Annotated in this window: 25 protein-coding genes, 2 tRNA genes and 1 pseudogene; 14 read left to right on the forward strand and 14 right to left on the reverse strand. The window is 54.6% G+C overall.

Annotated features, from left to right (window positions below):
- Positions 1–120 precede the first annotated feature (120 nt).
- Entirely contained in the window at positions 121–909 is a 789-nt protein-coding gene (locus A3L08_RS00775; protein WP_088853230.1) for a 4-phosphopantoate--beta-alanine ligase, read from the forward strand.
- Here the strand turns inward: A3L08_RS00775 and A3L08_RS00780 are convergent.
- Positions 906–1,637, reverse strand: coding sequence for a helix-turn-helix domain-containing protein (locus tag A3L08_RS00780; RefSeq protein ID WP_088853231.1), 732 nt, complete (start codon positions 1,635–1,637; stop codon positions 906–908). The two genes, A3L08_RS00775 and A3L08_RS00780, sit on opposite strands and share 4 nt — an antisense overlap.
- Before the next feature lie 102 nt (positions 1,638–1,739).
- On the opposite strand from A3L08_RS00780, the gene dph5 reads away from it, so the two are divergent.
- Positions 1,740–2,534: a diphthine synthase gene (dph5, locus tag A3L08_RS00785; protein WP_088853232.1), complete on the forward strand. Its 795-nt coding sequence runs from the start codon at positions 1,740–1,742 to the stop codon at positions 2,532–2,534.
- 46 nt (positions 2,535–2,580) lie between these two features.
- Positions 2,581–2,658: transfer RNA gene (locus A3L08_RS00790), tRNA-Val, on the forward strand.
- Between the two features lie 844 nt (positions 2,659–3,502).
- Here A3L08_RS00790 and A3L08_RS00800 read toward each other — a convergent pair.
- Positions 3,503–3,580 (reverse strand) — tRNA-Arg (locus tag A3L08_RS00800).
- Between the two features lie 149 nt (positions 3,581–3,729).
- On the opposite strand from A3L08_RS00800, the gene A3L08_RS00805 reads away from it, so the two are divergent.
- Genes A3L08_RS00805 through A3L08_RS00815 form a run of 3 tightly spaced genes read left to right on the forward strand, consistent with a single transcriptional unit; the run spans position 3,730 to position 5,425 of the window.
- Entirely contained in the window at positions 3,730–4,095 is a 366-nt protein-coding gene (locus tag A3L08_RS00805) for a BlaI/MecI/CopY family transcriptional regulator (protein WP_088853234.1), read from the forward strand.
- Complete coding sequence (locus tag A3L08_RS00810; RefSeq protein WP_335755212.1) at positions 4,095–4,883, forward strand: M48 family metallopeptidase; 789 nt, start codon at positions 4,095–4,097, stop codon at positions 4,881–4,883. The genes A3L08_RS00805 and A3L08_RS00810 overlap by 1 nt, the downstream gene beginning before the upstream one ends.
- 5 nt (positions 4,884–4,888) lie before the next feature.
- Positions 4,889–5,425 (forward strand): deoxycytidylate deaminase, encoded by a 537-nt coding sequence (locus A3L08_RS00815; RefSeq protein ID WP_088853236.1) that lies wholly within the window; start codon positions 4,889–4,891, stop codon positions 5,423–5,425.
- Here A3L08_RS00815 and A3L08_RS00820 read toward each other — a convergent pair.
- On the reverse strand, positions 5,422–5,820 hold the full coding sequence (locus tag A3L08_RS00820) for a DUF2304 domain-containing protein (protein ID WP_088853237.1): 399 nt from the start codon (positions 5,818–5,820) through the stop codon (positions 5,422–5,424). The genes A3L08_RS00815 and A3L08_RS00820 overlap by 4 nt on opposite strands.
- Positions 5,821–5,825: 5 nt before the next feature.
- The gene (locus A3L08_RS00825) at positions 5,826–7,148 is read right to left on the reverse strand and encodes an HAD-IA family hydrolase (RefSeq protein WP_088853238.1); all 1,323 of its coding nucleotides are present in this window, start codon (positions 7,146–7,148) and stop codon (positions 5,826–5,828) included.
- 56 nt (positions 7,149–7,204) lie between these two features.
- Between A3L08_RS00825 and A3L08_RS00830 the strand changes: the two genes are divergently transcribed.
- On the forward strand, positions 7,205–8,113 hold the full coding sequence (locus A3L08_RS00830; RefSeq protein WP_088853239.1) for an MraY family glycosyltransferase: 909 nt from the start codon (positions 7,205–7,207) through the stop codon (positions 8,111–8,113).
- Here A3L08_RS00830 and cas6 read toward each other — a convergent pair.
- Positions 8,070–8,819 carry a CRISPR-associated endoribonuclease Cas6 gene (gene cas6, locus A3L08_RS00835; protein ID WP_088853240.1) on the reverse strand — a complete coding sequence of 250 codons (750 nt, stop codon included), beginning with the start codon at positions 8,817–8,819 and terminating at the stop codon, positions 8,070–8,072. The genes A3L08_RS00830 and cas6 overlap by 44 nt on opposite strands.
- A 212-nt stretch (positions 8,820–9,031) precedes the next feature.
- Between cas6 and A3L08_RS00840 the strand changes: the two genes are divergently transcribed.
- Entirely contained in the window at positions 9,032–10,228 is a 1,197-nt protein-coding gene (locus tag A3L08_RS00840) for a proteasome-activating nucleotidase (RefSeq protein WP_088853241.1), read from the forward strand.
- On the opposite strand, the gene A3L08_RS00845 is transcribed toward A3L08_RS00840, so the two are convergent.
- A complete protein-coding gene (locus A3L08_RS00845) occupies positions 10,215–11,351 on the reverse strand; it encodes an MFS transporter (RefSeq protein WP_088853242.1) in 1,137 nt (378 codons plus the stop codon). The genes A3L08_RS00840 and A3L08_RS00845 overlap by 14 nt on opposite strands.
- Positions 11,352–11,439: 88 nt before the next feature.
- Between A3L08_RS00845 and A3L08_RS00850 the strand changes: the two genes are divergently transcribed.
- Together A3L08_RS00850 and A3L08_RS00855 are read left to right on the forward strand one after the other, a co-directional pair.
- Positions 11,440–12,378 carry a serine/threonine-protein kinase RIO2 gene (locus A3L08_RS00850; RefSeq protein WP_088853243.1) on the forward strand — a complete coding sequence of 313 codons (939 nt, stop codon included), beginning with the start codon at positions 11,440–11,442 and terminating at the stop codon, positions 12,376–12,378.
- Positions 12,365–12,838, forward strand: a complete 474-nt coding sequence (locus tag A3L08_RS00855) for a hypothetical protein (protein WP_088853244.1) — start codon at positions 12,365–12,367, stop codon at positions 12,836–12,838. Before A3L08_RS00850 ends, A3L08_RS00855 begins: the two co-directional genes overlap by 14 nt.
- Here the strand turns inward: A3L08_RS00855 and A3L08_RS00860 are convergent.
- The 4 genes from A3L08_RS00860 to A3L08_RS00875 form a co-directional block, all read right to left on the reverse strand.
- Positions 12,828–13,781: a radical SAM protein gene (locus A3L08_RS00860; RefSeq protein ID WP_088853245.1), complete on the reverse strand. Its 954-nt coding sequence runs from the start codon at positions 13,779–13,781 to the stop codon at positions 12,828–12,830. The two genes, A3L08_RS00855 and A3L08_RS00860, sit on opposite strands and share 11 nt — an antisense overlap.
- Positions 13,774–14,946 (reverse strand): MFS transporter, encoded by a 1,173-nt coding sequence (locus A3L08_RS00865; protein ID WP_088853246.1) that lies wholly within the window; start codon positions 14,944–14,946, stop codon positions 13,774–13,776. The genes A3L08_RS00860 and A3L08_RS00865 overlap by 8 nt, the downstream gene beginning before the upstream one ends.
- Positions 14,946–15,866, reverse strand: coding sequence for an isoaspartyl peptidase/L-asparaginase family protein (locus A3L08_RS00870; protein WP_088853247.1), 921 nt, complete (start codon positions 15,864–15,866; stop codon positions 14,946–14,948). Before A3L08_RS00870 ends, A3L08_RS00865 begins: the two co-directional genes overlap by 1 nt.
- Before the next feature lie 71 nt (positions 15,867–15,937).
- Positions 15,938–16,852: a phosphate signaling complex PhoU family protein gene (locus A3L08_RS00875; protein WP_088853248.1), complete on the reverse strand. Its 915-nt coding sequence runs from the start codon at positions 16,850–16,852 to the stop codon at positions 15,938–15,940.
- A gap of 87 nt (positions 16,853–16,939) precedes the next feature.
- Here A3L08_RS00875 and A3L08_RS00880 point away from each other — a divergent pair, with 87 nt between their 5' ends.
- The gene (locus A3L08_RS00880) at positions 16,940–18,106 is read left to right on the forward strand and encodes an MFS transporter (protein WP_088853249.1); all 1,167 of its coding nucleotides are present in this window, start codon (positions 16,940–16,942) and stop codon (positions 18,104–18,106) included.
- A gap of 12 nt (positions 18,107–18,118) precedes the next feature.
- Here the strand turns inward: A3L08_RS00880 and A3L08_RS00885 are convergent, their stop codons facing one another.
- Positions 18,119–18,703 carry an indolepyruvate oxidoreductase subunit beta gene (locus A3L08_RS00885; protein WP_088853250.1) on the reverse strand — a complete coding sequence of 195 codons (585 nt, stop codon included), beginning with the start codon at positions 18,701–18,703 and terminating at the stop codon, positions 18,119–18,121.
- Between the two features lie 83 nt (positions 18,704–18,786).
- On the opposite strand from A3L08_RS00885, the pseudogene A3L08_RS00890 reads away from it, so the two are divergent.
- Positions 18,787–19,478 (forward strand): annotated as a pseudogene (locus A3L08_RS00890) (class I SAM-dependent methyltransferase).
- A 5-nt stretch (positions 19,479–19,483) separates the two neighbouring features.
- On the opposite strand, the gene lysS reads toward A3L08_RS00890, so the two are convergent.
- Positions 19,484–21,064: a lysine--tRNA ligase gene (lysS, locus tag A3L08_RS00895; RefSeq protein WP_088853251.1), complete on the reverse strand. Its 1,581-nt coding sequence runs from the start codon at positions 21,062–21,064 to the stop codon at positions 19,484–19,486.
- A 130-nt stretch (positions 21,065–21,194) separates the two neighbouring features.
- Here lysS and A3L08_RS00900 point away from each other — a divergent pair, with 130 nt between their 5' ends.
- On the forward strand, positions 21,195–22,067 hold the full coding sequence (locus tag A3L08_RS00900; RefSeq protein ID WP_088853252.1) for a PhoI: 873 nt from the start codon (positions 21,195–21,197) through the stop codon (positions 22,065–22,067).
- A gap of 46 nt (positions 22,068–22,113) precedes the next feature.
- A complete protein-coding gene (locus tag A3L08_RS00905) occupies positions 22,114–22,722 on the forward strand; it encodes a diacylglycerol/polyprenol kinase family protein (RefSeq protein WP_088853253.1) in 609 nt (202 codons plus the stop codon).
- Here A3L08_RS00905 and A3L08_RS00910 read toward each other — a convergent pair.
- Complete coding sequence (locus A3L08_RS00910; RefSeq protein WP_088853254.1) at positions 22,716–23,282, reverse strand: DUF366 family protein; 567 nt, start codon at positions 23,280–23,282, stop codon at positions 22,716–22,718. The genes A3L08_RS00905 and A3L08_RS00910 overlap by 7 nt on opposite strands.
- Before the next feature lie 5 nt (positions 23,283–23,287).
- Complete coding sequence (locus A3L08_RS00915) at positions 23,288–23,764, reverse strand: magnesium-dependent phosphatase-1 (protein ID WP_088853255.1); 477 nt, start codon at positions 23,762–23,764, stop codon at positions 23,288–23,290.
- Between the last annotated feature and the right edge of the window lie 92 nt (positions 23,765–23,856).

The following is a 23,856-nucleotide window of genomic DNA, read 5'->3' on the forward strand; positions in this document are numbered from 1 at the left end:
GTTTAGAACCGCACTCACGCTAAAAAGGCGGGAAATTGCTCCTTTGGGGAGCAGTCCCCCCTCCAAAAGCGTTTAGGAAGCTTTTTAGGATGTGGACCCAAAGTATTGGCGGTGGTGTGGATGGTGAAGATACCCAAGAGTCACCCGCGTTACTGGAGCCTCTACTACCGGGAGAAGATCATCGAGGGCATGGAGAAGGGAATGACCGCCAAGGCAGGCCTCATCGCCCACGGCCGCGGAGAGGCCTTCGACTACATAATCGGGGAGAAGACGATAGAGCCGGCCGAGAGGGCGATGAAGGCCGCTGTGGCGAAGCTCCTCTTAGCGGAGCACCCGGTTATATCCGTTAACGGAAATGTTGCCGCCTTAGTTCCGAAGGAGACCATAGAGCTCGCTAAAGCCCTCAACGCCAAGCTCGAGATAAACCTTTTCTACCGCACGGAGGAGCGCGTTAAAGCAATAGCAGAGGAGCTGAGGAAGTATGACCCAGAGATAGAGCTCCTTGGAATAAACCCGACCAAGAGGATTCCGGGTTTGGAGCACGAGCGCGGGAAGGTGGACGAGAACGGGATATGGAAAGCCGATGTCGTTGTCGTTCCGCTGGAAGACGGGGACAGAACCGAGGCTTTGGTCGCTATGGGCAAGTTCGTGATAACGATAGACCTCAACCCGCTCTCCCGCTCGGCGAGGATGGCCGACATAACCATAGTGGACAACATAGTCAGGGCATACCCGAGGATGACGGAACTGGCGAGGGAGATGAAGGACTACAGCAGGGAAGAGCTGCTGAAGATAATCGAGGAGTACGACAACGGGAAGACGCTGAGCGACGTTCTGATTCACATGAGGGACAGGCTCACCCGGCTGGCGGAAGGTGGGATCTGGAGGAAGAAGGAACTTGGAAGCTAAAACTCCCTCTCCGTTTTTTCTACAAGCTTTCTGAGGTTGGTTATAAGGTCGGACTCGCTTGGGAGCTTCGAGACAACGAGGGGAACCCTCTCACGCTCGGCAAGCTTGACCGCGAGCTCGTCCAGCTTCTTGACGCCGTGGAGCACCACGACCGCTGGCTTAAGTCCCTGGACGCGCACGGCAATCATCGGGCTCCTGCCTGTGGTAACCTTGGTGAAGACCAGCGCCCTCTCGGTTGTCCAGCCGTAGAGCTTGAGGAACTCCTCACTGCTCATCTCAAGGATGGCCCTTATGCTGTCCACTACGGTGTAGCCGTAGATGCGCCTGTCTATGAGGTGTATGTTAGCTACTACTTCACCAGACACTGCATCAACGAGGTCTTTGACGGTCACGGGGAGGGCGAACTCCCTGATGTCGAGGATTGCGCTCGTCGGAAGCTCGCTTCCGAGGGTCTTGCTGAAGGCCCGTATGACGTTCCCTCCCCTCTTCTCGTCTATGTCTAGTAGAGCCTCGACGAACTTTCTAATCGTCGATGCACCTGGGCTCTTCCTCCTTCCACCTTCGTAGTCACTGATAACGGAGGAGGAGACACCCAGGTACTCCGCAAGCTCGGTCTGGCTGATGCCGAATATCTCGCGCCACTTGCGCATGGTCTTGCCCGGGTCGGAGGAGAGGGTTATTTCACCCGCTATCCTCTTTGCCAGAGCTTCTTTCTCCTTTTCAAGCATGATGGGGGATATTCGTCAATCATTATAAGCTTTTCGGCAATCGCCTAACACGGGCGCCCTCAAGCTTAAAAACGCCCACGCCTACGCCCTTTGGTGAGAGAAATGGCGATTTATTTCATAGGTCTTGGCCTCTACGACGAGAGGGACATAACGCTTAAGGGGCTCGAAATTGCCAGAAAGTGCGACACGGTCTTTGCGGAGTTCTACACCTCCCTGCTTGCAGGAACCACGATGGATAAGATAGAGGAGCTGATAGGAAAGCCCATCAGGAGGCTCAGCAGGGAAGACGTGGAGCTCAACTTTGAGAAAATAGTCCTCAGCGAGGCGAAGGACAAGGACGTGGCTTTCCTCACCGCTGGAGACCCCATGGTCGCAACGACCCACTCGGATCTGCGCATAAGGGCCAAGCAAAATGGAATCGAGAGCTACGTCATCCACGCGCCCAGCATATACTCGGCCATAGCGATAACCGGGCTGCACATCTACAAGTTCGGCAAGAGCGCGACGGTGGCTTACCCTGAGAAGAACTGGTTCCCCACGAGCCACTACGACGTGATAAGGGAGAACATGGAGAGGGGCCTTCACACCATGCTCTTCCTCGACATAAAGGCGGACCAGAACCGCTACATGACGGCCAACGAGGCCATGGAGATACTCCTTCAGGTCGAGGAGATGAAGGGGCAGGGAGTTTTTACGCCGGACACACTCGTGGTCGTCCTCGCGAGGGCCGGCTCACTGAACCCGACGCTTAGGGCGGGCTACGTTAAGGATATGATAAACGAGGACTTCGGGAAACAGCCGCACGTCATGGTGGTTCCGGGAAGACTCCACATCGTCGAGGCGGAGTATCTGGTGGAATTCGCCGGTGCGCCCAGGGAGATACTGGAGGAAACTTAACCAGCGAAAGCTTTATATTTCTCCCCTCACCCACTATTCCCGGGACGGGCCCGTGGTCTAGACTGGTTATGACGTCGCCCTCACACGGCGAAGGTCCGGGGTTCGAATCCCCGCGGGCCCACCAACACAAACTTCGCCTGCGCGACGTTGGAGTGAAGCTCCAACGCACGGGACGACAGCCCCGTTGAGTTTGATCAAGGTTGGTGGTTCTTTTTGACAGCGCTAACCGCAAGGGGATTCCTTTTTACGAGCTGTTTTAGATTTGAATTCCCTAATTATAGCCCTTTCTCAGGGAGTTCTCCTCCCTTGACGCCCTTTGGGCGTCGGTTATAATTGAACTCATAACAAGCATTAGGTTAACAGGTGGAATTCAAGATTCACTCTAGTTCCTCTCAATGGAATCCTTCTCAAACCGACTCTCAAACCGACAATTTAAGAAGAACCACGAACTTTTGGTGAAGCTTCTTCCAAAAGCTTCAGCGTTGACGGAAAGATTGCGTGCTATCATGGAAATGCTAATTTCAAAAGGAATTTACTCATTAATCACTATTTCTCGAGTGTTTGCTCTTCCCAAGGGAGTCTGGAGAATGCTAGAATTAATTGCAAACCTGTTTAAAGGTTTCTTTTAGATAACAAACCCTCGTCCAGTAGAAAACTTGCCCGTTAACACGATCTCTCAATATGAGCAAGGAACTAATCCTGTTGAGTTTTGATTAAACTAGGTGGAGAATCTCTATTTAATCGCCTTGGAGTAGTTCGTACGTGTTTCATTATTTGGGGGACTTTTAGTTGGGCTTTCTTGGGTAGAATAGCCGATATCCGTTGGGTTTATCTCCTTTGCGCCCTTTGGGCGCCACTAAAAGTAAACCCCTCTAAAAACGCCAGTCTGAGCTTGAAAGCTACTGGAAGCAAAGCGCATGAAAAGCACGTACAAACTTTGATGAAACTTTGCGAAGGCAAAGTTTCTGTGGCGGGCCGGGCGGGATTTGAACCCGCGACCTTCGGCTCCGGAGGCCGACGCCCCGTCCTGACTAGGCCACCGGCCCATGCCCATAGGTATTCAGAGTCAGGATTTAAAAATCTAATTCTTAGCTTTTGAGGAAAATCGTAACATATGCACGCGAATATCAACCGCACAAAAACTTTTTAGCTTCGGCACCATACAATAGTAGCGAGAGGGAAGGAAGGTGATATCATGGAGCCACACGAGTTCAAGCTCACCGAAGAGGGCATAAAGGCCGTCCTCCCCCCGCTCGAGGCCGAGATAATGGAGCACATGTGGAAAGTAAAAGTCGCCACCGCCGGCCAGGTCTACGAGTACATGAAGGAAAAGCACCCGGACATAAGGCGCTCCACCATAAGCATACTCATGAACAGGCTCTGCGAGAGGGGCCTGCTGAAGAGGAGCGTCGACAGGGGAAGGGGCGGCATGAGGTACGTATACAGCATAACATCCACGAGGGAGGAGTTCGAGGAGAAGGTCGTCCAGAGCATCCTCGATGCCCTGATGTCGAACTTTAAGGAGGCCACCTACGCCTATCTGTCCAAGATCAAGAAGTGATGGCGATGCTGTTCATCATCGCGTGCCTTGAGGTCCTGTTGGCAGTTATAGCGCTCGCCGAGCTGGGCCTCAAAATCTCGCTGGCGGCCCTTGGAGCGATAGCGCTGCTCTACCTGTGGGCCTCCACCCGCGACGTTGGGGGCAACTACACCCCCCTCCAGAGGATTGAGATGCCGTGGCTCTACGATGGGATAGCGGAGATGGCGAGAAAGGCAGGGCTGCCAATGCCCAGAGTTTACCTCCTCGACGACTACATACCCACAGCATTCTCTTTCAAGAACACGATAGTTCTCTCCCTCGGCCTCTTTGAGGTTCTCGACCCAGACGAGATACTGGCCGTTGCAGCCCACGAGCTAGGCCACATAAAGAGCGGCGACACCAAGACGTTTCCGATCCTGGCCTGTGGAAGGTATCTCATGATGGGGCTCACCGCGGTGCTCATAGTTCTGACAAGGAACGCCCCGATGAGTATGGCTGCACTCGGCCTCATGGGGCTCTACGAGGTCACCAGGGCAAACTTCCACAAGGAGAGGGAGTTCCGGGCTGATGAGACGGCCCTCAGGCTTCTTGAAACCCCCTTGAGCCTCAAACGCGCGCTGGAAGAGCTCAAGTACTACGAAGACCTCCGCGCGGGCATAAAGCATCGTGCACTGCCGAGCATTGAACCCACCATAGAGAGGAAGCAGAGAACCCAGATTATCGAAACGCACCCGAGCTACGATGAGAGGGTATTGAGGATACTCATAGAGATAAATAGGGGCAACATGCTCAACCACCGCATGGAGTGAGGCTCATGAACGTTGAGATTTTCCTGGACAGAGAAAAGGCGGAGAGAATAAAGAGAATACGCCCCACCAAGGACGAGTACTTCATGCTGATAGCGAAGCTCGTGTCGCTGAGAGCAACCTGTCCGCGTCTGAGAGTTGGGGCCGTTGCAGTCAAGGACGGCTACATACTCGCCACCGGCTACAATGGCGCACCGAGGGGGATGGAGCACTGCATTGACGTCGGTTGCCTCATAGTTGACGGCCACTGCCACAGGGCAGTTCACGCAGAGCAGAACGTAATAGCGATGGCCGCAAGAAAGGGCATAAGCCTCGAAGGTGCGACGCTCTACGTTACCCACTTCCCCTGCGACACGTGTTTCAAGATAGTGCTCAACGCGGGAATAAAAGAGATAGTCTACGAGGAGATGTATCCAAACGAGGCGACAGAGATACTCCTGGAAGAGGCCCAGAAAAAGGGGATAGTAAAGATAAGGCAGTTCAAGCTCTCAAAGGAGCGCGTCAGGCTTTTCCTGGAGGAGCTGTTCGGAGAGTTCGTTGATTAATCCTCTTTCTTTCCGGTTTTCTCATTCGTTTCCAGCCCCTTCTGAAGTTCATCCAGTTTTCTGGTCAGCTCCTCAAGCTCTATAGCCACCTTTCTGGTCAGCTCGGTTATCTCGCGCTCGGTCCTGTCAACGGCGAGGTAGACTTTGAAGACCATGAGGTAGGCGATGCCGATGGCTATGACAAAGAGGGCATCGAGACCCCTTCCCAGACCCAGGAGCTTCCTTATCTCGTTGGCTATCTGAACGGGGAATACCGAGACCACCAGCATACCGAGGAGTATCGACTCCCAGAACAGAAAATCGCCCCACTCGAACTCCTTCTTGCCGTATTTACCCAGGACGTAGAGCATGAGGGCGGCAACAACAACTATAGCGATGTACTGAACGGCGTACATGCCCATCACCTCAGTTTATCAAGCAGCAGGTTGAGTGCGATTTTAACACCCTCCAGGACGTTTGTGCCCTTTTTCATGGAGTATTCCGTGTAAACCGCCTTGATTGGAACCTCGACGATTCTGCACCCACTCTTGGCGACCTCGATGATTATCTCGCTTGAAACCGCGTAGCGGTCGCAGGTTATCCTTATCCTCGAGGCGCACTCCCTGTTGAAGCACCTCAGCCCACTCTGGCTGTCGCTCACGTATTTCCCCGCGAACAACGCCGTTATCGAGTCGAGGATGAAGTTTCCAAAGCGTTTGATGAAGGGCATCTCACTGATGTCACCCTTGAGACGGGAGCCAACCGCGAAGTCGGCCCTTCCCTCTGCAACGGGCCTCATAACACGTAGGGCATCGCTGACGAGGTGCTGGCCGTCTGCGTCGAAGGTAATTATCAGCCGTGCATTCCTCCTGAGTGCATAGGCTATGCCTGTTCCGAGGGCTCCACCAAGTCCCCTGTTGACTAGGTGCGTGAGGACGTGGACACCCTTTGATCTGGCTATCTCACCCGTCCTGTCTCTGGAGCCGTCATTGACGACCACTATCTCGTCCATTCTGAAGTAGCGGAGCAGGTCGTCGAGGACTGCCCCTATCGTGAGCTCCTCGTTGTAGGCCGGAACCACGACGTAGGTGTCCAGCAGGTTCTCAATAAGCCCCTTGAACTCCACCATTGTTGGAACCTCAAAGTCGGGCTCGACGTCGACGGAGAAGCTCATCCTGCCTGACTCGTGAGATGTTATCATTACGGACAGCGCGCCGAGCTCCTTCGCGGGGAGGATGTCGTAGCCGTGGTCACCCACAACAAGGGTTTTCGTCGGTTCAACTTTGAGGCTCTCGATTATCGCCCTGAGCTGACCGGGGTTCGGCTTGAGCTCCTCCGGAGCAACGTCGTCCCTCGTCGAGATGAGGTCGAAGTATCTCGCTATTCCGTGCATCTCCAGGGCCCTCAGGGCGGCCTTACGGGAGCTCCGGGTCATAACCGCCAGCTTGACTCCCCTCCCCCGGAGGAGTTCAAGGACTTCCCTGACGCCCTCGAAGAGAAAGCTCTCCTCCATACGCTCCGTCTCAAGCTCCACCAAGTGGGAGTACAGCTCCTCAAAGCTCAGGCCGAGTTCCCTCGAAACCCTCTGGAGGGTCTCGTACATTGGGGTGAGGTCGCCGAGGGCCTCCTCCGGTATTCCCATGGCAAGGAGCCTGGATCTCAGCTCTTCCTTAAGCTGGGTGAAGGGCTTCGGGGCCCCCACGAGGGTTCCGTCGAGGTCGAAGATGACGAGCCTGATGTCCATAGCGTCCACCGAAGGGTTTATTTTTTGAGATTCCCACTGGCAAAGGGTGCCTGAATATGATAGCTGTCGCTCCGCTTATAGGTTTAACCCTGACGCTCATCCTGACCCCGTACCTGGCGAGAATGCTGAAGGAGAGGGGTATAATAGGGAAGGACATCCACAAGCCCGAAAAGCCCGAAGTGGCCGAGATGGGGGGCCTCTCCATTCTGATTGGGGTTTCCGTGGCACTCCTGCCTTTCGCGGGCCAGGAGACTGCGAGGGCGCTCGCCGTTTTTCTGCTCTTCGGGCTCGTCGGGATAATTGACGATCTGGTGGCACTAAGACAGTCCCATAAGGTAGTCCTCTCGCTCCTCGTGGCGGTTCCTGTGGCTTTCCTTGATGTTTCACAGGAGGTTGACGTCTTCGGCTACTCGCTGAACCTCTGGTTTCTCTATCCCCTCTTTGCCCTCCTCTTCGTCGTTGGCTCAGCTAATCTCGTCAACCTCTTAGCCGGCTTCAACGGCCTTGAGATAGGCACCTCAGCAATAGCTCTGGGCTTCTTAGCGGCGATAACTGAGGGACCGACCAGAATGGTAGCGCTGACCGGGCTGGGTGCAGCCCTCGGCTTCCTTTGGTGGAACAAATACCCGGCGAGAGTCTTTCCGGGAGACACGGGGACGCTGAGCATGGGGGCGCTGATAGGCCTCGTGGGGATAATCGGGAAGGTAGAGGTCTACGCGGCGATACTCCTGATACCCCACTTCCTCGACTTCACGATAAAGGCCATTGGAGTGCGCTTTGGGGTGAGAAAGCACGGAAGAACCACTGTTCTTCCTGACGGAACGCTCCAGGCTCCACCATATCCGAGCTTCTTGGGACTTATAATGAGAAAAGTACGTGTGAACGAGCCGAAGCTCGTCGCAATAGTGTGGGGCGTAGAGTTCATTCTGGGGCTTCTCGTTCTTGCTCTTCGTCTATCACTTTGACCATTCCAAATCCATACCTCGTCTTTTCTCCAAAGCCGTTCTCGTAGCCAAAGCGGGCTATCTCCTCCGAGCCCGTGTAGCGGAATATCATGAGCGAGCCGCGGTAGTAGGTGTCCTTGACGAGTATCCTGACTGGCTTGAACTTGACGACGTCTATTGAAAAGTCCTTCTCTTCGGGCATAGAGCCCATTATAGCCGAGTAGCGCATGAGCATTACCTTGCGGAGCTTGTCAAAGAAGGCCTCCTCGCTCGGGTAGAGGTCCCAAATCTTCATCCTGTCGCCACTGAGCTTGACCGTTCGGACCATTATCGGGCTGAGAGTGGAGAAGAGGACATCTCTACCTATCTTGGGCTCCTTGAGAACCTTTACGTCCTCAGCTATGAACGTGGCTTCTCCGAGCTGGAGAACCGGGCTGTCGATGAAGCCCTCAACAACGGCCTTTATAAGCTCGTTCGAGGAGGAAGAGACGTAGAGAGAAACGTCGTCCGAGAGGACACGTATTCCCCTATCCGGGATTAACTCGCGCTTCCTAACCATTATGCGGGAAAAAGTGAAGTAATCGACGTGACTGACTTCAGCCTCCCTTGCGATCTCGGGAGAAACTATGGCAATCTTCTCTATGAGCTGGGCATAAACGTCATGATTATAGTTGAAAGGCAAAATCGTGCCCTCCTCCGCGGGCCTGAACTTTATCTCAACCCTCATTCTAACCCACCCCCAGTATGAACCTTTTATATTTTCGATTTTGAAGTTAATAAGAATTTCGCAGATCAAACTCCCAGGTCATTACCTCAAAGGGAGGGTCTCAGAAATCCGCACATCTACCCAAAGTATATAAAGACTCCAGCCAAATGAAGTATAATGGATAGAGTTAAAAAGACAGTTCTGCAGATAACCTTACGTGAGAGGTGAAAGCTATGAGTGTTGAAAACATTGATGTAAAACCCTCAGACGAGTACGATGATTACATCACATACCTCAAGAGGCGTATAAGACAGCTGGAGCTCCAGGTGAGGACGTTAGAGGCTGATAAGGAGAGGTTGGAGAGGGAGCTCTCCCGCCTCAGGATGGAGATGTCGCGGCTCAGGCAGCCGCCGGCGTTTGCGGGAACTCTCCTGGAGATACTCGACGAGGACAGGGCCATAGTCCAGAACTTCAACGGGCCGCGCTTCGTCGTCAGGATAGCGCCGTGGATAGAGCGCGACAAGCTCAAGCCCGGCTCAAGGGTTGCCCTCGACCAGAGGACGATGGCGGTCGTTGAGCTCCTCCCAAGCGAGAAGGACCCGAGCGTTCTCGGCTTTGAGGTCATTGAAAGGCCCCAGGTTACTTACACCGACGTCGGAGGCCTTGAGAAACAGCTCCAAGAACTCAGAGAGGCCATTGAACTTCCCCTCAAGCATCCAGAGCTCTTTGAGAAGGTCGGAATAGAACCGCCGAAGGGAGTCCTCCTCTACGGCCCGCCGGGCTGTGGAAAGACTCTCATGGCCAAAGCAGTGGCAAACCACGTCAACGCCACCTTTATCCGCGTCGTCGGGAGCGAGCTCGTCAGGAAGTTCATAGGCGAGGGTGCAAGGCTCGTCCATGAACTTTTTGAGCTGGCGAAGGAGAAGGCCCCGACCATCGTATTCATCGACGAGATAGACGCTGTTGGGGCAAAGAGGATGGACGAAACCACCGGCGGCGAGAGGGAAGTCAACAGAACGCTGATGCAACTCTTAGCGGAGATGGACGGCTTTGACCCGCGCGGAAACGTCAAGGTCATAGCGGCAACCAACAGGCCGGACATACTTGACCCGGCTTTACTCAGGCCCGGCAGGTTTGACAGGCTGATAGAAGTCCCACTCCCCGACTTCCGCGGAAGGCTTGAGATACTCAAGGTCCACACGAGGAAGATGAACCTCAAGGACGTAGACCTGCGCATTATAGCTGAGCTTACTGAAGGGGCGAGCGGTGCCGACCTGAAGGCAATAGCGACAGAGGCGGGAATGTTCGCAATCAGGGACAGGAGAACCTACGTTACGCAGGACGACTTCCTCAAGGCTGTAGAGAAGGTTCTCGGCTCGGAGAAGAGGCTCGCACAGGCAATAGCGATGCACGAGGTTATGTACGGCTGATGCCGCTCTTCTCTTTCCTCCCTTCTGCCAAGTCTTCCAGCTTTATGAGAACCCACGCGAGCAGATACATAGCGGACACCGACAGGAACGCCTTCTCGTAGCCGAATCTGTCAATAAGCAGGCCGAGGAGGTACGGCCCCACTGTCGCTCCGAAGAAGCCCACCATGTTGACGAAGCCCATCACGGAGCCAAGGTTCTCCGGGGTGGCCTTCTCTGAGGTGTAAGCGGTCACTATGGCGCCGACGGAGTAGAACGTCAGGCCCAGGGGAATAACGACCCATGGAGATGCAGTTATTGCAAGAATGAACGTGAGAACGGCGTTGAGACCGAAGACCGCCGGGATGCTCCCCCGTCCCATTCTGTCGTAGAGGCCACCGCCGAGCAGGGAGCCAGCTATGCCTATCGCTGAGAGCAGGGAGAAGAGGGCGGAAGCACTCTCGATCGAGACCCCCGAATCCACGAGGAATGACACCAGAAACGTCAGCAGACCGAAGAAAGCGGCAAGAACAACGAAATTAGCCGCGCTGAGGAGGAAAACGTTCCCGGGTATTGAGAAGGAAGCCCTCTGTGGCTTTGAGACTTCTCCGCGCACGGTAAAGATGAGGGCGAGACCGACGAGAAGGCTCATAGCGGAGAGAACTGCGAAGGCGTAACGCCACTGAAGGGATAGGGCTATTGGGACGACGATGAGGGGCGCTATTCCGGTTCCGACCGGTGGGCCAATCATAAAGACCCCGAGAGCGGAGCCCTTCCTCTCGCGGTAGACCTCGCTTATTAATGCTGTTGCAGGGGCATAGTAGAAGCCGGAGAAGACACCATAGAGGGCCCTGACGGCGAGGAGCTCCCAGTACTGCCTTGCAAATACGATGAGGGCCGAAGAAAGTGAGTAGCCTATGATACTCATCACGAGGAGGCGCTTCCTTCCAAGCCTGTCTCCGAGGTAGCCAGCCGGGACCTGGACAAGGGCATAGGGCAGGAGGAGCGCTGTCATCAGCAGGCCGGCTTCCGCGTTGTTTATTCCGAGCTCTGCCTTTATCATGGGTATCAGCGGTGGAATAGCCATTCTGTGGGCGTAGTTGAATATCCAGCCCAAGCTGAGCAGTGCAAGGAGCCTCTTCCGCATAGTTTCGATTGATAACTGAGCGTTTAAAAACTTGTTGCGAGGTAACTACCTTTATAAATCCCGGCGAATAGGACACTCTGGGAGAGAAATGGTCAGCAAACTGTTAGCCCTCGACGCCTATCCGAACCTCCGCGACCTCGACTTCAGGATACTGAGGGGAGTAGAGCTCAACATGCGCCGCTATAAATGGGTGCCCCTAGAGGATATAGCGCGCTTCGCCAAGGTTGACATTGAGACCGCATCGTTCCGGCTGGGCAAGCTCGATAACTGGGGCCTCGTGGTCAGAAGGAGCGACATAGGGTACATAGGATACCAGCTCACGATACACGGCTACGATACTCTGGCCATAAGGGCGCTCTCGAAGAAGGGCATCATTGAGGCAATAAGCACAACTCAAATCGGAGTTGGGAAGGACGCAGACGTCTACGTTGGGGTAACCCCCTCCGGCGGGAAAGTCGCCGTCAAGTTCAACCGCATAGGCGGGAGAACAGCATCAAGGAAAGCCGGCTACCACGGCCACGTATTTCAGGACAAGAGGCACACGAGCTGGCTCTACGTGTCGAGGCTGATAGCGAGGAAGGAGTACGAAGCGCTAACGCTGCTCAGTCCCATAGCAAGGGTTCCGAGGCCGATAGCGTGGAACAGGCATGTCGTCGTCATGGAGTTCATAAACGGGACAGAGCTCGCCGAGCTGAGGGACACTGACCTGACGAGGGAAGAGGCTGGCGAGATACTCTCGAAGATCCTCGACGAGTACCTCAAGATAGTCCGCTTCGGGATAGTCCACTCAGACCTCAGTCAGTTCAACGTGGTTCTAACCGACGACGGGAGCATTCTTATAATCGACTGGGCCCAGTACATCACGACGGACAGGCCCGAGAGCTACGAGCTCCTGAAAAGGGATTTAACTGTCCTCCTCAACGCCTTCAAGAGGAGATGGGGCGTGAAGAGGGAGCTTGAGGATGTATGGCCCGCCTTTGAGGAGGCGTGGCACGAGAGCAGGGGGGAGAGCCATGAGCGGGGTTAGGGAAAGGGCCCTTTCGCTCTTCAGAGAGGCCCTTGAGGCGGAGAACGCCCGGAACCTCGAGGAAGCCAAGAGGAAGCTCGACGATATAATGAGGCTAACGCGAAAAGACGAGCCGGAGCTTTACTTTGAGGCCTGCTTCAGGATGGCGGACGTCTTCATACAGGAGGACAACTACCGGGGTGCTGTGAAGTTCGCCATCAGGGGGATCTACCTCGCGCCGAGCGAGGAGCTCAGGAAGTTCGGAATAAGGAGGTTGGGCGACATACTGACTATATTAAAGAGCGAGAACCGCCTCCAGGAGCTGGCGGAGAACATGGAGCCGATACTGACCCTTGTGAGGGACGATGAAGAACTCCATGCCTTTGTCACGGCCCTCGTGAAGCTCGCTAGGGGGGAAGAAGTTAAGACGGAAATATTCTCCGACGAGTTTGAGAGGATCCTAGAGGAGCTCAAAGGATAGACTCTAAAACCCTCTCAACATAGCTTTTTTCAGGCTTTACAGGAAAGTTGTAGGGCTCTCTTTTCGGCCTCTCGTTGTAGTAGGGCCTGTTGCAGCCCGGACAGCCGTGTGTGGTGAAGACCTCGAGTGGAATTAGCTCCACCAGCTTCTCTTTTGGGACTCCAAGACCAATGAGGTTGCCGTTTTCATCGAATTCAAAGTCTTCGGGGGAAGAAAGGCCCTTTTCAAGGAGGTATCTTGCCAGCTGTATCCTGCGGTAGCGCTCGAGGGACGGAGGCCTGGCGTTCTCAAGGCGCGTTCCCTTAACGGGCGTGAATGCGAAGAGAGAAACCTCGGCGTCCATCCCGTAAGCTCTCGCTATGGTCTCGATCATCTCCATATCGGTCTCACCGAGCCCCACTATGAGGTGGACGAAGGCACTCTTGGGACCGAAGACATCGATGATGTCCCGGGTGAATTCCCACATATCATCCCAGGAATAAATGGCGTCCTTGACCCCCCTGTAAACCCGCTCGCTCGCGGCGTCGAGGCCCACCCCGACGTAGTCAACGCCCCGCCTTTTGAACTCCCTCAGCGTTTCCTTTCCAACGGGCGTTATGGAGACCGAAACCGGGAGGTTCATGGGAGCAAAGGCCTCAAGGAGATCCAAGACGTCCTCCACCATTCCCGGGTAGTCTATCGTCTGGAGGCAGATCCGGGAGAAGTTCCCCTTTGGCAGAGCATCCAAAACCTCCTCCAGCTCAAAGGCCGGCCAGGTGACGCGGGAAAGCTTCTCAAGGTCGGCTCTGCTCTCCCTCGCCTGAACGCAGAAGGCGCAGTTGTTCCTGCAGTGGCCAGGCCAGTAGGTCATGAGGTAAGCGGTAGTCGGTCTGGCGAGCATCTTTCCCCTTCTGAGGCCCATCGCAACCGCCGTTCCGTATGAAACCCTGATCATTTCAACCATTTTTATCCCCCACGAAGTAGGACACGGCCAGTATTAAAAGGGCTACCCCCGCCAAAGCGGGTAGGAACCTAAGGATTCCAGCGTAGCCGAGGCCTCCCGCGGCGTAGCCGAGGGCGAACTGGCCGCCCATGGTCCCGAGGTCGAAGAACATCGTGTAGACGCTCGAACCCATCGTCCTTATCCTCTGGGGCAGGTTTCCGAGAGCCATGAGCTGCATCGCCGGAATTGCCAGCCCAAAGCCAGCCCCTATGAGAACCGCGCTCGCATAGGAAGCCGGGGGAGTGGTGAACCTGATGAGGAGCATGTAGCCGGTTATAACCGTGAGGAGGCCCGCCGCGGAGACGGGTATCGGCCCCATCCTGTCGGCGCTCCTGCCTCCAATCAATCGGGTGACAAAGCTCGCTATCCCGATGACCATCATGTACGTCCCGAAGACCCTCTGGGGGTAGGAGAGCTCCTTGTAGAGGGCAGGAAGGAAGGTGGTCACGCCAGAATAGGAGGCCGCAAAGAAGAGAAGGGCTACAGACGCCGCCACGAAGTAGGGCCTGAGAAGTTCGGAGTAGTCAGCTTCCTCGCTCTTCTCCACAGGTACGAGAGTTCTCCCAACGTCTCTCCTCACTGGAACCACAAAGAGCGCCCCAACCGCCGAGAAAATGACCACAAGGAAGAACGCACCGGCGAAGCCAAGGTAGTCGGAGGCATAGCCGCCGAGGGCGGGGCCGATGATGTTGCCAAGGGAGAACATCATGCCGCGCCAGCCGAGGGTCTCACCGACCCTTCCTACGGGGGCGAGGTCAACCGCCGTCGAGAGACTCGAGGGGAAGAATATTCCCATCGAGAAGCCGTGCAAAGCCCTCGTAAAGGCGAAGAGCCAGATACTACCCGTCAAAGCTGAAACAACGTAAAGGACCCCTGAAACGAGGCTGAGGAGGTTTCCGAGGATCATTGCCTCAAGGCGATAACCCCTGTCCCCAACTAGACCTCCAACCGGCTTTGAGATCAGAGAGACCACCGAGGTTATGCCCGCAAGCGTTCCGACGAGGAAGGGGCTTGCGCCGAGAGTCATCGAGAATGGAGATACTATGGGATTGACTGAGCTTATGCCCAGGAAGAAAAAGAAGGTCGACAGGTTGAGGAGCCAGATGTTCCTGACGGTTCTGTCCACTAAACACCAGCCTCCGGTTCGTTCATGCCGTCTTTCATGAATGCGTAGCTCATGTGCTTGGTGTTCTTGGCGAAGCCGACGTTGCCTCTTGAGTCAACCATGATGATGCCCATAGTGTCCGGGCCAAAGTATCTGGTGGCGAGGCTTATCGCCGCTTCGCTCGCGGCCCCGGCGTCCATGCCGAGCCTGACAAAGTCGGTTGCGCTCTTTGCCAAGGCGAGCTTTATTGCCACTTCACCGAGACCAGTACAGGAAGCCCCAGCCACCTCGTTGGCGTAGGTTCCACCGCCGATTATCGGCGTGTCTCCGACCCTGCCGAACATCTTGAGGAAAACGCCACCGGTTGAAGTGCCTGCAACGACTTCTTCACCGTCGAAGGCCACCGCCCCGACCGTGCTCCTCAGAACCTCTGGGTACTCCTTTATCAGCTCGTTGAGCTTTTTCCAGTGCCTGGTTTCACCCTTCTCGACCAGCTTCTTCCGGAGCTCTTCCCACTGCTTCAGCCTCTCTTCAGTTCTTGGATCGTACTCCTCAAAGCCGAGCAGACGGGCGAACTTTACGGCACCTTCACCAATTAAGAGCACATGGTCTGTCTTCTCCATGACCTTCCTAGCGACGCTTATCGGGTTCTTAACCCCCCAGATTCCGGCAACGGCACCGGCTTCCAGCGTTTTCCCGCGCATTATGGCAGCGTCCATCTCAACCTTTCCGTCAAGGGTTAGAACGCTCCCGGTCCCGGCGTTGAAGAGGGGGTTGTCTTCGAGGGCTTTCACCGCTTCCTCAACGGCATCTAAGGCAGAACCGCGCTTCAGCTCGCGCCAGCCCGCTAAAACGGCCTCTCTAACACCTTCAATGACTTTCGGAATCCTCTCCTCTTTTCTTATTGTGCCGGCACCGCCGTGGACTATGATAGCGACCATGAGGACCACCGGAGAAAAGAATGCTCGAATGGTTAAAAGGATTATGGAAACGGAAAGATATGCACAAAACCTCAGCTCAGGGCCATGTTGATTATCGTCTCACCTATGTTCTCAAGGTACTCAAGAACCCTGCGGTAGCTCTCGAGGGCTATTGACTGGCGGTAGTCGATGGAGCGTATCTCCTCCTTGAGTTCAAGCATCAGCCTGTCGATCTTGCTAAGATCCCTCTCCTCGATCTGGGCCATCATCTCGCCGAACTTTTCCTTCAGGTAGGGGACGTTTATCTCGCTCGGGTTCTCCGCTATGCGCGTTATGTGATCGCCTATCCTCTCGATATTCCGGACGATGAAGAGTATGCCGAGCAGGTCGAAGGTTCTCCTGATTATACCGCTCTCCTCGGTCACACCGCGTTTGCTCAAAAGCCTATTGACGGCGCGGATTATGAGGAAGTAAAAGCGGTCGAGCTCGTTTTCCAGGTCGTTTATGTCCCTAAGGATTTCCCTATCGTCCGGTGAGGCTATGAGGAGCTCGAGGTCGCCGAGCATGGACATAACAAGGGAGCGTATCCTGCTGAGCAGCTCGGCGAGGTTTATCTCCTCTTCATCGAGGAGACTCTTGGCAACTATTCTCTGGGGCTCGTCGAGGATTATCTCAACGCCGGGGAGGCTCTGGAGGACCTTCCTTATCTTGACCTTGTAGAGGGGCATCTCCTCGGAGAGGTTGATCTCAAGGACGTCGTACCCCTGAATGTAGGCAGATATGACGAGCCTGACGGCCATATCAGGGGAGTACTCGCGCGATATGGAGAGGATTTTCTTCTCGCTTACTTCTCTCGGCTCCTTAGGGAAGATGGTTATGCTCCCGTCCGGGTTTATGGATAACGGGACCACGTCACCCTGACTCAGGTTGTGCTCGCGAACCCACTTCTTGGGAAGGGAGATTATGTATGAGCTTCGTCCGGTAAATTGGATTTTCCTGAACTCCATAGATGTCACCACCAATATATAGAACGTTTCCCGGCATAAAAGGATTCACTTCGATAAACTTATAAACGCTAAGATTCAGGTTAGGACATGCTCGCCGGATACGGAAGGGACGCCAAAATACTCATAGCGGCCAACGCAGCGGGCCAGCTGTTCCTCCAGTTCTCTGTGTTCATAATGCCGTTTTACCTCAGGGCCCTCGGCTACGATATGTCTGCGATGGGGACGTTCTTCTCGATCCAGACCTTCACGGGCGGCCTTTTCTTCCTCCTCGCAGGACAGATATCGCTCAGGATGGGCTATAAAAAGACCCTCCTCCTGAGCGCGGTCCTCGGCCTCACCGGGAGGCTCCTGCAGGTGGCGGCTATTAACACCTACGTCCTCGCCCTCGGCTTCTTCCTCGTCGGGGCGAATATGGGACTGAGGCAGCCGAACTTTACCGCCCTCCTGAGCGAGGAGGTCGGGGAGGAAAGGAGGCATCACGCGTTCTCGATAAGCTTCGGGCTGGGAACGATATTCAACGCCGCCGGGGTTCTCGTTGCCGGCTTCGCACCCGGTTTCCTCACCGGGCTCGGCATATCTGAGGGGACAGCCTACAGGCTCGTTATCTCGCTTGCCCTCCTGCAGTTCGTCTTCGTAATCCCAGCCCTGCTCATGATAAGCGACGTTCCGGTTAAGAACCCGCGCATAAACTGGAATCGCGAGCTGGTCATCAAGATACTCAAGTTCTCGTTCCCGAGCGCGCTCATAGGCTTCGGAGCCGGAATAACGATACCCTACATGAGCCTCTACTTCAACATAAGGTTCGGGCAGACCCTCGCCGCGATAAGCGGGATATTCTTCTTCCAGCAGCTGGCGATGGGGCTCGGCTCTTTTGCCCTCCCAAGACTGGTGAACAGAATAGGCCCGGTCAAGGTCATAACCTCCTTCCAGAGCACCGCAGCGTTTCTCTTCGCGATATTCCCGTCGGTGGAGACCTTCCTGCTGGCGGCCTTCCTCTACGTGCTCCGCTCGATACTGATGAACATAGTCTGGCCCATAAACGACTCCTTCATGATGGGCTTCTTCTCCACCGAGGAGAAGGCAACCGCCGCCGGAATAAGGAGGGCGTTCTCAACTTTTATGAGAGGGGGCGGGAACTACGTGGGTGGGCTGCTCTTCGCCACCTCGCTGAGCTACCCGTTCTACGCGACAGCGTTACTCTACGTCGTCGCGACGGCGATATTCTACGCCTTCTTCATCAAGCACAACAGGTGAGAAAAGAAAAACTCACTCCCCCGCGAGCTCTATACCGCGCTCGAAGGCCCTGAAGTTGACCTCCCATAGCTTCTCGCGGAGTGTTTCCTTAATTCCCTCGTAGATGCTCTCCTTCCTAAGCGGAATCAAGCCTTTGCCAAAGGCGTAGCCGAGCATCAGAACACCGAGCGTTCTGGGGTTTATCTTGTCCGCTTCCTCCTGAAAGTTGGCCATGTGGACGGGGCAGATTTTTCCTATCGCTTCTTTTATCTCTTCTAGTTCAGGATAGCGCTCTTTACCGACGAGGGTTGTGGCAGTGTGTATTGGATAGGCGTTGATGACCGCTACGCTCTTCTTCGAGAGGAAGCGCGCGTTCCTCAAAGCCTCTGCTGGTTCGAGGGCGAGCATTAAATCGGCTTCCCCTTCCTCTATGAGGGGCGAATAAACCTCCTCACCAAAGCGGAGGTAGCTGAGGACGCTTCCGTAGCGCTGGCTCATCCCAAGGGTTTCGCCGATCCTTACGTTATAACCCTCGTGCATGGCCGCGTTGCCCACTATCCTCGATAGGGTCAAACCTCCCTGGCCGCCGACACCGGTTATTATGAGGTTGAACTCCATCTCCATCACCGCATATTGTTGGAACTGGGCAATAAAAACCTAAGCCCGGGAAAATATTTAAACTCCGGAACCAACTCAGTAACATGTCCTTCGAGAAGTACTATGAGGCGTTCAAGGCATAGCATACAGTGACATTTGCTCGGACGAGTACAGGAAGAGGATCGAGACACTCGAACCCCTTCTGATGAAGCACATGCCCTCCAGGGGAAAGGCCCTAGACCTTGACTGCGGGGCCGGCGGCTTCTCGTTTCTCCTTGAGGATCTCGGCTTTCAGGTCGTGGGATTGGACTCAAGCGAGGCTATGCTCGAGAGAGCCCGGGAGTTCGCCAGGGACAAACGCTCGAAAGTCGAGTTCGTCAAGGGGGACGCAAGGGAGCTTCCCTTTGAGGACAACAGCTTCGACTACGTGCTCTTCATAGACAGTCTCGTTCACTTCAAGCCGCAGGAACTGAACCAGGTCTTCAAAGAGATCGCACGGGTTTTAAAGCCCGGTGGGAGGTTTATACTCCAGTTCACTGACCTCAGGGAACTCCTCCCGGTCCTGATTAACGGAACCGTCGTTGGGGCCGAGTACTGGATCAGCAGGGTTTTAACGGACGAAGAGGAGAAGACGGCGGTAATAGAATTCCAGAGCGAGAAGGAGAGCTTCAGGGTGCGCTTCAACGTCTGGGGGAAGACGGCGGTTGAGCTTCTCGCAAAGCTCTACTTCAGGCAGATCCACAGCGAGAACCTCAACGAGCATACCTATTTCCAGGTCTACGTGCCGAAAAAATGAATAGATCAGGCCTCCATGCGGAGGCGTCCTATAACAAATTCTCTCTTCAGGGAAGCGAGGAAAGGCGCAAGCCTCGGGCCGCGGTCCTTGCCGATGAAGACGTTGTAGAGAGCTTTGAACCACTTCTTGCTCGGGATTCCGCGCTTCTTGGCGGCGTCGAAGATAACGTTGTTGAGTTCATCGACGGTGAACCTCTCGTTCTTCTCGAGCCATTCTGCCACTTCGAGCATCGCCTCCCTGATTTCCGGCTCAAGCTCAATCTCTGGTGGCCTTTCGAGCAGGCTGAATTTCACATCCTCGGGAGCGTACTTCTCGACCCAGTTTTTAGCTAAGCGAATGCGGAGCTTAATTCTCTCGATGTCTTCCTTGCTAAGCTCCTCCGGAACGTGTCCCTGCTCCTGGAGGATTCTGATTATGCCCTCCTCGTCGAGGTGAGGCATCTGAACGAGCGTTACAAGGAAGCGGAAGGGTGCCTGAGCGGTCAGTTTCTCGGGAACCTTCGGCATGGAAAGCTCATATGTTCTCTTGAGTTCCTCTTCCTCTTCGGAGTTTTTAGCCTTCTCAAGGCCGAAGTAGATGCGCTCAACCTTGTCGAACTCGTCGTAGAGGTTGAGAAGACCTAAACCGAGGTCAATCTTAAGCTCCTTGTTCGGCCTCGCCTTCGCGTAGATGAAGCGGATTATTCCCGGCTCGAGAACCTCGTAGAGGTCACTGAGGAGGATAACGTTGCCCTTTGAGCCACTCATCTTGCCCTTCTGCCCCTTGATTCCAACGAACTCGTACATGAGGTCTATCGGGGCCTTCCAGCCGAAGACCTTCTCCACTATCTCCCTGCCGGTGTCGTAGGAGCCTCCAGCCGCCAAATGGTCCTTTCCTGCGGGCTCGAAATCAACTTTGAAGTGCGCCCACCTCATCGGCCAGTCAACGCGCCACCTAAGTTTAACGTTGCCCTCGCGGATGTCGGTCTCGCCTTCCCTACCGCAGTGGGGGCACCTGTAGGAGACCTTCCACTCACCGTCCCAGCTTACGAAGTCAGCCTCTTTCCTGCAGTGAGGACAGTAGACCATAACCGGCTGCCAGCTATCCTCCAACGGGGGCTGCTTGGCTCTCTCGCGGTACTTGTCGAGGATGGCCTTTATCTCATCACGCTTTTGAAGGGCGAGCTTCACCTCCTCCGCGTACTCGCCGCTCTTGTACAGCTCATAGGCGTGGAGGAAGTCAGCCTCGATGCCGAGCCTGGAGATCTCTTCCTCAAAGAGGGCCATGAAGTGCTCGGCGTAGCTGTCGTGGCATCCCCAGGGATCCGGAACCTCGCGGACTGGCTTTGTGAGGTGTTCCTTCCACTCCGCTGGAACGTTCTTCGGGACCTTCCTGAAGCGGTCGTAGTCATCCCACATGTGGATGTGGCGAACCTTCTTGCCCCTGTCCCTGAGGGCGTGGCCGACTATGTAAGCGGTAAAGAACTCCCTAAAATTGCCTATGTGAACGTAACCGCTCGGAGTAATGCCACTCTCGACGACATACTCCTCCTTGTCGCCCCTTTCCCGGATTATCCTCTCTGCCATATAGTCTGCCCAGTGAACCATTCTCACCACCGCGCTTAGCTCTGTCCAGGTCCTTTTAAGCTTAAGCTCGGCCATTGGTAACGATTCGTGGAGGGAAAATTTTATAAGCACAGATGGTAAAAACTACTTCAGAAAGTAAGGAGGCATCCCTATGGAGGTTGAACTAGAGAGGATGCAAACCTTCTTTCCGGCGTCGCTCGAAATACAGGAAGAGCTTCTGAAGGCAGGCTTTAAGGTCCCCTACGACAAGGAAACGGGGAGGAAAACGCCAGTTCCGGTCGTGGTGAGCTCGAGGGAAGAGAGAAAGCTAAGAAGGAACAGACTGCTAAAGGCGAAGGACTTTAAGAGCGATGGAAAGTTTGCTCTGGTGCCCGGAGAGAGGACAATTATGGAGATGGAGCTTACAGAGAAGGGATTCCTGATACTGAGGCCGAAGCCCCTCGAATACCATCTTGAAGAGATGGGATTCGTCTCGGTCCCGCCGAGGATATGGGGGACGTGGGCGAGCTTCTCGATACCGTTCTCGTTCTACGAAACGCTGACAGACTTTTTGAGCGAGTTCAGAAGGGAGGAGACCAACGGCCTCTACCTCGCCTCCCGCGGGGCAGGGAGGAGGATAGAGGTCTACGCCTACAAGGGGAGGACCAGAAAAGATCTTGGAATTCCCGTCTTCGGCTACGCCCTCGGCCTGCACGGCCTTACACTTGCGAACGAATACCTCCGCGAGAAAGCTGAGGAGAACGGCGTTCCGGAGGAGAGGCTCCGCTACCTCAAGCTGGGTCTCAGAAAGAAGAAGGAGACCAAAGCGGGTCTGAAGGTTGGAGTAGTTTGGGAGAACGGGAAGCCGAGCGAGATAACGCTGAAGCTCTCAACTACAGAGCCGAGGGTTAAGATCCAGGGGCTTTATGGGGAGCTCATAGGGAAGTCGCGCGGAGAACTGACGAGAACCGACGACTGGTATGTTGTAGTCCATGCGGAGGACTTTGCGGGTGCACTCCACAAGGTGATGACGGCTTTCGGGTAAAGATATATAACTCCCAACCCCCTCTTTTATTTTTGGTGAAATCGATATGATCAACACTTCCTGGGCAGTTACAATAGGCGTGCTCTTTATCATCGGCACCATCGCCTTCACGAAAAAGATCGGGCCGGAATGGGCATGGATCAACAGGAAGCTGATACATCTCAGCGTCGTGCCCGCGATACTGATGTTCTACTGGGGGTTTATCCCCAGGTGGGTTTTCAGTGGGGCAGCATTCCTCATTGGTTTAATCCAGCTGTGGCCTCACCTGAGGAAAAGGGAACTGAGCTGGTACCAGATAGGGCACAACTACGGTGAGGTCTTCTTTGCTCTCTCGGCATCTGTTATTTCAGCCACACTCCCGATTGAATACGCTACCGCTCTGCTGCTTGCGATGGCGATAAGCGACGGGGTTACAGGAATAATAAGGCACTACTACTTCAGAAAGAACGGGTTCAATGTGAAGCTCAAGAAACACTGGACCGGAAGCTTGGGCTACTTTGTCACGGCGGTTATAATAGCGTTCATTTTCCTCAACGCGGGGACAGTTGAAAAAATAGGATGGGCAGCTATGCTGACCCTCGCAGAGTACCAGCGCTTGCTCGACGACAACTTGGCCGTTCCCATCGTCGGAGGTTTGCTTTTCCTCCTTTATTGAGCCCACCTGACCTTGAGGCTGTCCTTTTTCACCTTCTCAAACTCGGCAACGAGAGCTTTTCCTGTCCTCTCCATAAAGTCCTCGACGTCGGTGATGCCGAGCTCTTTGAGGCCGATGGCATCGACGCCCTCTGGAATTCCTTTAGCCTCGACGTTTATCCCTATGTGAATCTTGACACTCACGGGTGAAACAGTAGCTATAGAGATGCTGAGCTTCTTGCCGTTCACGTAGATGTCATCGCCCTTTCTGCTTGTTTTCACGCCGTATTCCTCAAGAACCTCGCAGAGTTTCGCTATGAAGAGCTTCTGGAGCGTCGAGGCAAAGAGCGTGTTTACAAGGTCGAAGACCTCGATTATGTAGTGCACCATGTCGTCGCTCTTGATCTCCTTGCTCTGGCGGAGATCCTCTATGTCTATCATCTCCTCGACTTTGACGTCACACTTGCCGCGAAAGACGACAAGAGAGTTGCCAAGGATTCCGAAGTTCCTATAGACCCAGTGGCTCTGGATGGCCGAGCCGTCGTAGTCGATGCGCTTATCCTTAACGACCAGTAGTTCCATTACGATCACCCCATCTTTTCAAGAAGTTCCCGGAGTTCTTCAAAAGACTTTACATCAACCCACATGTGGATAAAGTCGACCTCTGGAAGAGTCATCTTAATCTCGTCCACGTGAAGCTCCCTGTCGTCCACGTAGATAACGTCCTCAACAGTATAGCCAATTGAAGTCAGTTCCTCAAGGGTTCTCCGTATCATGTCGGCCTTGTTGGGATGGCCCTCAATTTTGGGGAAGGTGAAGTAGTCCCAGAGACCAAAACCTTCGAGAATAGGTCTCACTTTCTCCTCGACGTTCCAGCTGGCTATCGTCAGAATAAAGCGCCAGCTGGCCCACTCAAGGAACTCGCGGACGCCGGGGAACAGGCGGAGCTCTTCCCCGTAAGCGTCGGTCAGATAATCGCCGTGGAACTCATAGGGTGGAGTGAGTCTAGAGGCATCCCCATGATCCCACAACGTTCCGTCGAGGTCGAGGACAAGAAGACGCATAGGCATCACAAGAAAAGCTCCGCTGGCAGGGTTTTAACGGTTATGGCACGAAAACATCATGATTATCATGTTTGACTGTTTTAGAAGATGCA

Source organism: Thermococcus pacificus, from assembly GCF_002214485.1.
Taxonomy (GTDB): domain Archaea; phylum Methanobacteriota_B; class Thermococci; order Thermococcales; family Thermococcaceae; genus Thermococcus; species Thermococcus pacificus.